The following is a 12,097-nucleotide window of genomic DNA, read 5'->3' on the forward strand; positions in this document are numbered from 1 at the left end:
CTCGCCGTGATTAATTGCCTGCTATCGCTATTTCCGGTTGGGTAATCGGGTTGTCATAACCGATTGCCCAACCGTTTTATTGCCGGAGTTACGTTCTGATTAGCTGGCTTTCCTCAGGATGCGTCGCCTGTGGTACACAACCGGCAAACTCCGCCAGCATCCCGGACAGCACGCTGAATTGGTGGGCGCGGCTATGAGCAGGATTTAACGACAGCAGACGTTCTATTTGTTGTTCAAAGGCCGGTAGGTCTGACTGTCCCAGATAGGCCAGCGCCCGAATAAACAAACAGTTTTCCTGATGCTGTTGCTGTAGGTCACTATCCAGAGCCAGCAGGTCCGGTTGTGAAACCGCAAAGAAGTCACGACCAACGGTTTGCTTCGCCATCTCATCAGCCCAGTCCGCCATACTGCTGAACATGGTTGAAGCACCCTGATTATCGCCAAGGCAGTGCAGTGCAACACCCTGATAGAACAGATAATCAACCGGCTGATCGTTGTAGTAACGATGAACATTAATCACCCTGTCGCCAGCGCTGGCCTTGATAAAGCAGTTCCGGGCTAATGCGCTTTGTCCCTGTTGTTGAGCACCAACCCCCATCCAGAACCAGATATCGTTATCCGTTTGTCCTGAGAGTCGCCCTTCACTGAGATTTTCTGGATAGTGCAGCGCCTGTTGCAGCAGCTCAACGGCCTGAGCGGGTTGTTGCTGTACCAGATGTTGGAAAGCGTTCAGTAGCAGATTAGAAATATACTGTCCGGTGACTTTACCTTCTCCGCCTTCCCATGGATGGAACTTACGCTGTTGGAGGATCTTCGCCGCCTGTGAATATTTTCCAAGCTGGTTATACAAGCCCAACATTTCTGCTGTCAGATCGTCCCGTTGTAACGCAACGGTAAAATGCTGTTCTAACCGATTGAGTCGCATTTGCGGATCCATCGCCCGTAGCTTGTCCAACAGATCCCGTTCAAACAGCAGTCGGGCATCTTGTGGTGCAAGGCTAAATGCCCGCTCCAGATACTCTTCCGCCCGCTTTCCATCCCGCTGTTTATTCCACGCATAGATACCTAAACCACGCCATGCATCAGCAAAATCAGGCTGCATAGCCGTACATTCACGCCACAGCTCAACGGCTCGCTGATAGTTGCGTTTGCTGTAGTGGAAACAGGCCAGAAGATGGCGGGCAAAGTAGCATTCGGTCAGGCTTTCCAGCATGTCCACTTCGTCTAATGTATTCGGGAAGCGCACATAAGCAGGGAAAGCTGCACGGGCATCCGCCAACAGCGATACGCGTTCAGCAACCGGCAGCATGCTGGCACGGAAATAAAGTGGTAGTGTTTCCTGACTGTTAAGCAGTGATAGTACTTCCTGAGCCAGCTCAGGCTGACCGCAAGACAGCATTAGCCCTGCCGTCAACAATGAGTTAATGCCGCGACCACCGGATACCTGACGCCATTGTTCCAGATGCGCGTCATCGCCATATTGCCGCCAGAGCAGATAATGTAAGGTTGGATTTAACGGATATTCCGCACACCAGCGAGTCAGCCATTGTTGGCTCTCCTGTCGCTGCCCGGCCAGTTGCAACACCAGACCTTTCAGACAAATGACCGTTTGGTTAGCAGCATTGCTTAATAGACTCTGATGGCAGAAAGAGAGCGCCTGCTGATAGTCCACATCACGGGTTGCCAGACGAGCAAGTCCCAGATAACCACCAGATTTACCGTTGCCACTCCATGTGGCGCGATAGTAATCCTCTCTGGCTGACTCAAGTTTTCCCTGACGCTCATAAGCATTGGCTCTGACCAGACTGGCCAGCCCGCATGCCGGATTCTTATTCAGTTTATGGGCACGTTTTAACGCCTGAGATGCATACTCAATCGCCTGTGAGTCGTTAGCCCGATTATATTCCAGCGTAGCCAGCGCCAGATTGTTGCGGTAATCCAATGGATCCAGTTCAACACCACGCAGGTAATAGTCAAAAGGTGAACGGCTGGCGTGGTTATATTGCTCCAGATGTTGGCCGATAAACCAGGTTTCATCCGTGCTGGTTATTTCCACTGCAGGTAATGGCGCTTTAGCGACTTCAGGTAGCGGTGTTTCCTGCGGCTGATGCTCGGTATAGCTCAATATGGCTTTAGACTGCGCATCAAACAGCGTAATGGTTAAGCGACCATCAGAGTTTGTTGGTAATACATCCCGCTGTACTTCTCCCGGTTGCAGGGTAATTGCAGTATCTAATAGCGGTGACGAATGCTTATCACTGGTTATGACCAAACGATAATTGACCAGAGGCGCTACGGCATATACCCCCCAGACGATTTGCTCTTTCTCGCGCTCCAGCTTTAACAGGGCATCACAAGATGCATTCTGGATAGTCCCCAGCGAGTTGTAAGGCAGGAAATTCTGTACAAACTGCTTCTCTTCCCAGGCATCCAGCCAGGTAAAATCGGGCTGATTATCAGTAAATACGCCGGTCATCAGCTCGATATAGGGGCCGTTCTCATCCGTCAGGTTACGATCCCAAGCCTGACCAAACTCGCTATACCCCCAGGACCACTGCTTTTTGCCCGGCGAATAGTGATGATCTGCCACATGCAGCAAGCCGCCACCTTCATCATGACAATAAGCACCGACAAAATCATAATCTGACTTTTCAGCCATATAAGAGGTTGGTACCGGGACATTCTTATAGCGAGAGATATCAACGCCAGCAGAGTAATCCACTTTATAGTAGGTACCAGTAGCAATAGGGAAAGAGGAAACGGCACGTTTACCATGGTCAAATACGGCAGTCACATCCGGAGGGAATACACTCTGATGACCATCGCCGCCTTTCACCGCCGGATTGGCCCACCATAAGAAATGACGCGGTGTCGGGTTACCGTTATAAACTTTTGATACGATTTCCAGTAGAGCACGATTAGGATGAAGGGTGAAGCCGGTCATGACCTGCAGGCCGCGCATGGGTTCCATCTCTCCCATCCAGACAGTTTTTGAGCCGTCCTCCTGCTCCTGTATAAAGTAATCTACCGGCATAAAGGTGGTTGGACGATGGTGCTGGGGCCAGTTGAACTCAATCCCGCCAGAGATCCATGGTCCTAACAGCCCAACCAGTGCCGGTTTAATCACATCATTGTGGTAGACAAAATCCCGCTGTTTAACTTTATCCCAGGCTTTATGTACTCTCCCGCCTAACTCAGGGAGTAACATCACTTTCAGGTAGTCATTTTCCAGCCACAAAGCCCGATAGGACTTCATCACCTTTTCATCACTAAGCACATCCGTTACGCCGTAGGGATAAACCGCACCGGACGATCCCTGATAGACTCGATGCTCCAGAAACATAGGATGAATATCCTGAGCTCCCGCTTCATAAGTCGGAATATCTACCATCTCCTGCCAAACTTTTACCTGACTCATAACGCCCCTCAAATTTAACCAGTAACACTGAAAAATAAGTTGGGGCCAGTCTAATAGACAAAAATGCACAAGTTATGCACAATGATCACGCATTATAGTTAACGGAGTTAAGTGATATGCCCGCTTACGGACTCAACAATCAGCGCATACGACATCACAACAAAAGCGTTCTGTTGGAAATTCTCTATCGGGAAAAGATTGCCAGTAAATCTACGCTGGCAAAGCGATCGCAGCTCTCGATACCTGCCGTTAGTAAAATCCTGTCAGAGTTGGAACAGGAAAATAAAGTATCTCACCAGCAAGAGAGTCTTCATGCCCGCGGAAATAGCGGTGGCAGTTATCGTATTACCCCCGAGCCGGGTTTTATCCTGTGCCTCAACGTCACTCCCTATATGATTGAGAGCGTTTTAGTCGACGGTTGGATTACGCCTCAATCCGCCCTGAAATCCACCAGCATCAAGGCCACAACACCAGAAGCACTGTTAACAGAAATTGAACGTCTGTATCAGGAGTATTATCAGCGTAATCGTCCCCAACCGTTGCGGCTGGCGCTGTCTATTCATGGTCAGGTTAATCCGGTTACCGGTGTCTCGCAGAATATGCCTCAGGCACCATGGAACGATCCTATCGAGATCAAATATTTGCTGGAAGAACGCCTGAACACCGAGTTACTGATCGATAATGACTGCATTATGCTGGCACTGGCGGAGAAGTGGCAAAACCATCATAATTTTCAGGATTTCTGCGTCATTAATGTGGATTATGGCATTGGTTCATCATTCGTAATTAACCATCAAATATATCGGGGAAGTCTCTATGGTAGTGGACAGATAGGGCATACTATTATCGATCCTGACGGCAGCCAGTGCGATTGCGGTCGGTATGGCTGTCTGGAGACGATCGCCTCTCTTTCTGCACTAAAGAAAATGGCGCGTAAAATGCGTAAAGTTCATGCCCGACCAACTCAGGAGCAAAGCCTGTCAGCAACCCCGACTACCGAATGGCTAATTACTCATTACCATCAGGGAGATGAGGAACTGCGGAGTATGGTAAATAAAGCCGCTCGATCTATTGGCCTTAGCCTGTATAATTTTTTAAATATATTAAATATCAATCAAATATATCTTTACGGGCGAAGCTGTGGATTCGGTAAAGAGTGGTTACAGCTGATTCAGGAACAAACGGGTTTCAATCCATTTGATCAAACGGATACGGTGCTTATCAATGCCACAAATATCAGTTTTGGTCATCTTTCCCGTCAACAACAGGTAATGGGAATTGCTTACTTATATGTTGAGCAGGCGCTCAAAGAGATGAATAATTAGAACCTGAAGAAATATTTGTCTGTTTAGTAGAAAGATGTAGTTTTTCGAGCTCAACGTTCTGGCCTTAAAACCAATAAATTCGCAGAACAATATCTTTCTGAGTTTTTATTCACTACTTTCAGGATGATAAAACGGTAATGAAAAACAAAAAATGTTAGATGGAAATATAAGAATAATTATATAAATCAATGAGGTGTAATTACTTTACCTACTCTTTCTTCAGACTGAAAATCCGGGCCTTGTACACACACGTTGAATATATGATTTAAAATCATGGTGATAAGAGTTAGCTTTCTCGCAACTTATTTCCTATACCAAAATTACTTGTTAAGATGCTCATCTTTTGAACAGTTTTTTTAATTTTAAAAACAACCATCTGCTCAACTACAGACAATCTAATTAAGTAAATTCAACTCAATCGCTTTCTTTATTGCATGCCTGGCATTTGAGACATTTAACTTATTTACGATATTCTTCATATGAAATTTAATCGTTCTTTCACGAATACCTAAAATTATAGCTGACTCAATATAGGTTTTTCCCATACTAACCCATTGCAGTATCTCTAATTCCCTTGATGATAATATTGAACCTTCACTCTCAATAAGTTGGTTTTCATTAATTATTTTATTAACTTTATCATGAGTTTTAATTAGTAAAAGTTGTATATCTGCCAGATTCTTCTGAATATTATCTTGGAAATTATCCTCCCTGTTTATATTGCAAAAGCTTAGTAAAGCCAGACGATTATTAGCATCACGAAGCGTAAAGGTAAAACCATCAAAAATATTATAGCGTGAGACAAAAGTATCCATACTGCTACTCGCCGTACTTTTACCCGGGGCCAGAATGTCGCTCCATGCAAAAGGAAGTATTGTCTGTTTTGCATACACTACAACCGGATCAAAAAGATAAAGTTCCGCGGCGATATAACATGATAACCACTCTTCCGGATAGTTCGAAAGGATGATGGGTGAAGTTTGAGCATACTTAGGAAGAAGAAAATAGCAATAGTGACTAATACCATATGACTGTAACTGTTTTTCTAAAAGTAGCTTAATACTTTTATCATTTTTAAAAGGCCCCATAATCTATTTCTACCTCTAATTCTGACGCCGAATATATTTATCGATAACACCGTATCTACATAGCATAGCCCCATCTTGTAATAAGATATACTGTCATAATTACCAATATTTCACTCTGCTAAATAAATATAAACCCCCTCTACCATGTATATTCAATAACCACATATAGAGCTCCCCCTGGAATAAACTTCCGGATATTTTGGTAAATTATTTTGGGTTTATCCTCTCTTGCAGGATGAAAAATGGAATAATCACTAAAATAATCATAGAAACTCGATCTGAAAAACCAACTGTTATGCAAGAAATAAATTTTTATGTTGCAATGCATTCAGGGTATTACAACGCTTATTTTTCCAAACAAAATAAATCTATCTACATCTGGATAACCACAACAATTCAACTATACTTCATCCCAGCGGGGGGGCTTTCATCCATTCTCGGGCAATATATCGAGATATAAGTCTATAAATTAGCCAATAGCCCAATATATACATTATTAATGATAGTAAAACAGGACGAAAACCATGCTTGCAAAACTGAATCAGTCATTCACTCGCCTGACAGACCATCAGGACGGTGGAAAGCTTCTTTTAAGGGTCGTATTTTCAGTACTTATGATATTTCACGGCGTCGCTAAAATAGAACATGGGGTTGGCTGGATTGGTGACATGTTAGTCGGTCAGGGATTACCTTATTTTATTGCTTACGGCGTTTTTATTGGTGAAATTGTTGCCCCTATCCTGATTATTCTTGGCATCTTCACTCGTCCCGCTGCATTAATTGTGGCTTTCACGCTGTTAGTCGCGACTTTAATGGTAGGTATTGCCAAAATGTATACCCTGACAAAAGTCGGTGCATGGGGTTTGGAAACCGAAGCGCTCTATTTCTTTGGTGCTATTGTCACCATGATGCTGGGCAGCGGCCGCTATTCTGTTGTGGGTCCTGACTACCGTTAATTTCTGCAATATTTATGGCCCGGATATCTCACGCTTTATTCGGGCTACATCCCCCTATTGTTTATCTCCTTTTCAGTGCTATTTAGCTTATTCGCTCATTTAGATAAAGTTTTCGCTCAAATATACATTCATAACCATTCCTTGTTTATGCTAACGTTAATGACATTACGCTATGGTTAATCGAACCAAAATCGAGACGGAACCAGCATCTTATGTCCAAGAAAAAACTCCTTCTGATTATTGTTGTCATCCTCTGCGCCATTGCCGCCTTTTATTCGTGGAATAGCTATAACAACAGTCGAAATTCTACGTTATCCCTCTATGGCAATGTTGATATCAGAACGGTAAATCTAAATTTCCGCGTTGGTGGACGTCTGGCCTCATTAACCGTTGATGAAGGCGATCGCGTAAAATCAGGGCAGATCCTTGGTCGACTGGACGATGCACCCTATATCAATGCGCTACAGCAAGCCAGAGCAAATGTCGAATCACTGAGAGCCCGTCTGGCACTGGTACAGGAAGGCTATCGCACAGAAGAGATTGCCCAGGTCAAAGCTGCAGTGGAGCAAAGCCAGGCCGCTTACCAATATGCTGAAAACTTCTATCAACGCCAGTTAGGCCTGTGGAAAAGCCGATCGGTTTCTGCAAATACCCTTGATGATGCCCGCAATGCAAGGGATCAGGCCAAAGCCACTTTACAATCAGCTAAAGATAAGCTGGCGCAGTTTGAAACCGGCAGTCGCCCGCAAGAGATTGCTGAAGCTAAAGCTAACCTGTCTCAGGCCGAAGCAGCTTTAGCTCAGGCTGAACTGAATTTGTCAGATACCACCTTATTATCTCCTTCTGAAGGAACCATTCTTACCCGCGCCCTCGAACCCGGTAGTATGCTGAGCGCCAGTAATACGGTATTTAGCCTGTCATTAACCAATCCGGTATGGATAAGGGCTTATGTGAGTGAAGTCAATCTGGCCAAAGCGGTTCCCGGTACTGAACTTGAAATCTATACCGATGCACGGCCTGATAAGCCTTATCACGGCACCATTGGTTTTGTTTCTCCCAATGCAGAATTTACACCGAAAAGTGTCGAAACCCCTGAACTTCGAACCGATCTGGTATATCGCCTGCGTATTATTGTTTCCGATCCGGATGATAATTTACGTCAGGGTATGCCGGTCACTATCACTTTTCCTGCTCGTTAAGGCTGCAACATGAGTGATACTGACTCAGCAAATATCCACCATATCGTTCTGGATAACGTTGAGAAAAGCTTTAACGGGTTAGCTAAACCTGCGGTCGCCAGCCTGACAACACAAATTGCCAGCGGTGCAGTGATGGGATTAGTTGGACCTGATGGTGCCGGTAAAACCACCTTAATCCGCATGCTGGCCGGTTTGCTTAAGCCGGATTCCGGTACCATTCGGGTTGTGGGTCTCGACCCCATTAAAGATGATGGTGAACTGCATGCGGTTTTAGGTTATATGCCGCAAAAATTTGGTCTGTATGAAGATCTGTCAGTTATAGAAAACCTGAATCTATATGCAGAACTGCGCGGCGTTATTGGCGAAGAGCGTAAAGCCGTATTTGAAAAGCTGCTGACGTTCACCGACCTCTCCCGTTTTACCGACCGGCTGGCGGGTAAACTCTCCGGCGGTATGAAACAAAAACTGGGTTTGGCCTGTACGCTGATCGGTCAGCCCAAAGTGCTGCTGCTGGATGAACCCGGTGTGGGTGTTGACCCTATATCTCGTCGTGAATTGTGGAAAATGGTGCACGAACTGGCGAATGAAGGCATGTTGATCCTGTGGAGTACTTCCTATCTGGATGAAGCCGAACAATGCCGTCAGGTACTGTTAATGAATGAGGGAGAGCTGATTTTTAACGGCCCACCTCAGGAGCTAACCCAACGAATGGCTGGTCGAAGCGTCTTGATTGCTGCCACTCAGGGAACTAACCGTAAAATGTTGCAAAAAGCGCTGGCCCTACCGCAGGTTAGCGATGGGGTAATTCAGGGAAAATCTGTTCGCCTGATTCTGCGTGAAGGGGAGGATCACAGCAAACTACCAGAATGGCTTGGTCAACCAGAAGCCCGGGTAGAAGAAGCTGAACCCCGATTTGAAGATGCCTTTATTGACTTATTAGGGGGAAACCCTGCCAGTGAATCAGCACTGGGGCAAATTATGCCAAGCGTTGCGGGTAATCCTCAGGAGGTAGTGATCGAAGCTATCTCTCTGACTAAAAAATTTGGCAGTTTTGCCGCAACGGATAACGTTAGTTTTCAAGTAAAACGGGGAGAAATCTTTGGCCTGCTAGGTCCTAATGGTGCAGGTAAGTCCACCACCTTTAAGATGATGTGTGGCCTGTTAGTACCCAGCAGTGGACAAGCGCTGGTATTGAATATGGACCTGAAAACCAGCTCAGGTAAAGCACGCCAACGCCTGGGATATATGGCACAGAAATTCTCGCTGTATGGCAACCTGACCGTAGAGCAAAATCTGAAATTCTTTTCCGGCGCCTATGGCCTGTATGGAGATAAGCAGAAAAATAAAATCGCCGATATGACCAAGGCCTTTAGCTTCGCCCCAATCCTTAAACAAGAGCCGAATGCTTTACCTCTGGGGTTTAAACAGCGGCTGGCCCTTTCCTGCGCCCTGATGCATGAGCCGGATATTCTGTTTCTCGACGAACCCACTTCCGGAGTCGATCCTGTTACCCGCAGGGAGTTTTGGCTGCACATTAATGGCATGGTGGAAAAAGGGGTTACGGTAATGGTGACCACCCACTTTATGGACGAAGCTGAATATTGCGATCGTATCGGTCTGGTCTATCGTGGAAAAATCATTGCCGCCGGCTCACCTGACGATCTTAAACAGCAGGTTGCTACTGCAGACAACCCTAACCCCACCATGGAGCAGGCGTTTATTGATTTAGTATTAGGTTATGACAAGGAGGTTGAAAGTGAGTAATTCTCCCGTCAAAAAACCGAATACCATCTTCTCTCTGCGTCGCCTGTTCGCTCTGTGTCGTAAAGAGACCTACCAAATCCTGCGGGACCCCAGTAGTGGACTGATCGCCTTTGTGATCCCGCTGATGCTGCTGTTTATTTTTGGGTATGGTATCAACCTGGACTCCAGCAAATTAAAGATCGGTATTTTAATGGAGCAACAAACTCCGGAAGCGCGCCATCTGGTGGATGCCTTTATTGGTTCCGCCTATATCGCTCCCACCATCAGTACCGATCGCCGCGAATTAATCCATAAACTGCAAGCCGGTGAAATTCGTGGCTTAGTGGTGATTCCTTCTGACTTTTCGCAGCATCTGTTACGACCAGAAGACACCACTCCCATTCAGGTGATCACCGATGGCAGTGAACCCAATACCGCCAACTTCGCTCAGGGATATGCTGAGGGTATCTGGCAAATCTGGCAGCGAAATCAGGCCATCGATCAGGGAGAAACACCTCAGGGGTTAATCGATGTTCAGTTACGCTACTGGTTTAACCCTTCGGCCATCAGCCGCAATTTCATTATTCCCGGTGCTATCACTATTATCATGACGGTCATCGGCGCCATTCTTACTTCATTAGTGATCGCTCGCGAATGGGAACGCGGTACCATGGAGGCACTGCTTTCAACTCAAGTGACCCGAGGGGAGTTGCTGCTATCCAAGCTAATTCCTTATTACTTTCTCGGTATGATCGCCATGGCGCTCTGTGTAGTGGTAGCGGTACTGGTTATGGATGTTCCCTATCGGGGCTCGCTACCGATTCTGTTTGGCATGAGCAGTCTGTTCCTTGCCAGCACGCTGGGTATGGGACTCTTGATATCCACCTTAACCCGCAACCAGTTTAACGCCGCTATGGTGGCGCTGAACGCGGCATTCCTGCCAGCGGTGATGCTATCCGGCTTTATATTTGAAATCGACAGCATGCCTGAGGTAGTACGCGCGGTAACTTACATTATTCCCGCCCGCTATTTTGTCAGTACCTTACAAACTCTGTTTCTGGCCGGAAATATTGGTCCTATCCTGTTTATTAATCTGCTGTTTCTGATTGCATCAGCGGTTTTCTTTATTGGGCTAACGGCGCTGAAAACCAGAAGGCGGCTGGATTAATTTATGACCAGAGATACCCTAACCATACTTCACCGCATGCTGTCACTGATAGCCAAAGAGCTACAGTCACTGCTACGCGATCCGCAAACCAGAGCTATTCTGGTATTGCCGGTATTAATGCAGGTTATTCTGTTTCCATTTGCCGCGACGTTAGAAGTGACCAATGCCAGTATTGCTATCTACAGTGAGGATAGCGGCAAGGCTTCTATTGAATTAACCCAGCGGATTGCCAAAGCCAAGGCCTTCAGTAATGTCATTTTGCTGCACAGCTCGCAAGAAATAGAACCGACTATTAATCAGCAAAAAGCACTGTTACTGGTGCGCTTTCCGGCAGATTTTTCCCGCCGAATTGAAGCAGGTCAAAGTACACCGCTGCAAATTATCCTTGATGGCCGTCGCTCTAACAGCGCACAAATTGCCGCCAACTATATTCAGCAAATTGTTAAGCAATACCAGTTAGAACTGAGCGCGGCACAGCCTAAACTGAACAATAGCCAGCTGGTTGTTCGCAACTGGTATAACCCAAATCTGGATTATAAATGGTTTGTAGTGCCATCACTCATCGCCATGATTGTTACCATTGGTGTGTTGATTGTGACCTCACTTTCCGTAGCCCGCGAACGGGAACAGGGAACGCTGGAACAGCTGTTAGTGTCCCCACTGACCACCTGGCAAATATTTATCGGTAAGGCCGTTCCGGCAATGATTGTGGCGATGTTTCAGGCTTCTATCGTGCTGGTTATCGGGATCTTTTTCTATCAGATCCCTTTTGCCGGATCGCTGATGCTGTTTTACAGCACTATGCTGATTTACACGCTGTCACTGGTAGGGTTTGGCCTGCTGATCTCTTCGCTGTGCGCGACACAACAGCAGGCATTTATTGGCGTGTTTGTCTTTATGATGCCAGCAATTCTGCTGTCCGGTTATGTTTCGCCGGTAGAGAATATGCCGGTATGGCTACAAAATCTCACCTGGATTAATCCAATCCGCCACTTCACCGATATCACCAAACAGATTTATCTGAAAGACGCCGATTTCTCAATTATCTGGGGAAGTTTATGGCCGCTCTTGGTGATTACTGTTACCACCGGGAGTATTGCTTATTGGATGTTCAGGAGGAAGATTAGTTAAGTTTATCTCAGTTTCAATGAGTATTCCGACCGTAATAGCAATGTGGTCTAATCAATATCGAGAGCGGTC

8 protein-coding genes are annotated in these 12,097 nt (G+C 46.1%); 6 read left to right on the forward strand and 2 right to left on the reverse strand.

Annotated elements, in window-relative coordinates; genetic code table 11:
• Positions 1 to 88 precede the first annotated feature (88 nt).
• Positions 89 to 3,418, reverse strand: coding sequence for a DUF5107 domain-containing protein (locus tag EKN56_RS15380; RefSeq protein WP_130592597.1), 3,330 nt, complete (start codon positions 3,416 to 3,418; stop codon positions 89 to 91).
• Positions 3,419 to 3,534: 116 nt separating this feature from the next.
• Here EKN56_RS15380 and EKN56_RS15385 point away from each other — a divergent pair, with 116 nt between their 5' ends.
• Positions 3,535 to 4,743, forward strand: coding sequence for an ROK family transcriptional regulator (locus tag EKN56_RS15385; RefSeq protein WP_130592598.1), 1,209 nt, complete (start codon positions 3,535 to 3,537; stop codon positions 4,741 to 4,743).
• Positions 4,744 to 5,138: 395 nt separating this feature from the next.
• Here EKN56_RS15385 and EKN56_RS15390 read toward each other — a convergent pair whose 3' ends face one another.
• Entirely contained in the window at positions 5,139 to 5,831 is a 693-nt protein-coding gene (locus EKN56_RS15390; protein ID WP_130592599.1) for a helix-turn-helix transcriptional regulator, read from the reverse strand.
• A gap of 524 nt (positions 5,832 to 6,355) precedes the next feature.
• On the opposite strand from EKN56_RS15390, the gene EKN56_RS15395 reads away from it, so the two are divergent.
• The 5 genes from EKN56_RS15395 (at position 6,356) to EKN56_RS15415 (ending at position 12,028) form a co-directional block, all read left to right on the forward strand.
• Entirely contained in the window at positions 6,356 to 6,787 is a 432-nt protein-coding gene (locus tag EKN56_RS15395) for a DoxX family protein (RefSeq protein ID WP_130592600.1), read from the forward strand.
• A gap of 212 nt (positions 6,788 to 6,999) precedes the next feature.
• Positions 7,000 to 7,986, forward strand: a complete 987-nt coding sequence (hlyD, locus tag EKN56_RS15400; protein ID WP_130592601.1) for a secretion protein HlyD — start codon at positions 7,000 to 7,002, stop codon at positions 7,984 to 7,986.
• Between the two features lie 9 nt (positions 7,987 to 7,995).
• A complete protein-coding gene (locus tag EKN56_RS15405) occupies positions 7,996 to 9,750 on the forward strand; it encodes an ATP-binding cassette domain-containing protein (RefSeq protein ID WP_130592602.1) in 1,755 nt (584 codons plus the stop codon).
• The gene (locus EKN56_RS15410; RefSeq protein ID WP_130592603.1) at positions 9,725 to 10,897 is read left to right on the forward strand and encodes an ABC transporter permease; all 1,173 of its coding nucleotides are present in this window, start codon (positions 9,725 to 9,727) and stop codon (positions 10,895 to 10,897) included. Before EKN56_RS15405 ends, EKN56_RS15410 begins: the two co-directional genes overlap by 26 nt.
• Before the next feature lie 3 nt (positions 10,898 to 10,900).
• The gene (locus tag EKN56_RS15415) at positions 10,901 to 12,028 is read left to right on the forward strand and encodes an ABC transporter permease (RefSeq protein WP_407656491.1); all 1,128 of its coding nucleotides are present in this window, start codon (positions 10,901 to 10,903) and stop codon (positions 12,026 to 12,028) included.
• The last annotated feature ends 69 nt before the right edge of the window (positions 12,029 to 12,097 follow it).

The organism is Limnobaculum zhutongyuii, from assembly GCF_004295645.1.
Lineage (GTDB): Bacteria > Pseudomonadota > Gammaproteobacteria > Enterobacterales > Enterobacteriaceae > Limnobaculum > Limnobaculum zhutongyuii.

Coding starts and splice junctions, on each gene's coding strand:
- EKN56_RS15380 (WP_130592597.1), bottom strand. CDS start 3,418: ATGAGTCAGGTAAAAGTTTGGCAGGAGATGGTAGATATTCCGACTTAT.
- EKN56_RS15385 (WP_130592598.1), top strand. CDS start 3,535: ATGCCCGCTTACGGACTCAACAATCAGCGCATACGACATCACAACAAA.
- EKN56_RS15390 (WP_130592599.1), bottom strand. CDS start 5,831: ATGGGGCCTTTTAAAAATGATAAAAGTATTAAGCTACTTTTAGAAAAA.
- EKN56_RS15395 (WP_130592600.1), top strand. CDS start 6,356: ATGCTTGCAAAACTGAATCAGTCATTCACTCGCCTGACAGACCATCAG.
- hlyD (WP_130592601.1), top strand. CDS start 7,000: ATGTCCAAGAAAAAACTCCTTCTGATTATTGTTGTCATCCTCTGCGCC.
- EKN56_RS15405 (WP_130592602.1), top strand. CDS start 7,996: ATGAGTGATACTGACTCAGCAAATATCCACCATATCGTTCTGGATAAC.
- EKN56_RS15410 (WP_130592603.1), top strand. CDS start 9,725: ATGACAAGGAGGTTGAAAGTGAGTAATTCTCCCGTCAAAAAACCGAAT.
- EKN56_RS15415 (WP_407656491.1), top strand. CDS start 10,901: ATGACCAGAGATACCCTAACCATACTTCACCGCATGCTGTCACTGATA.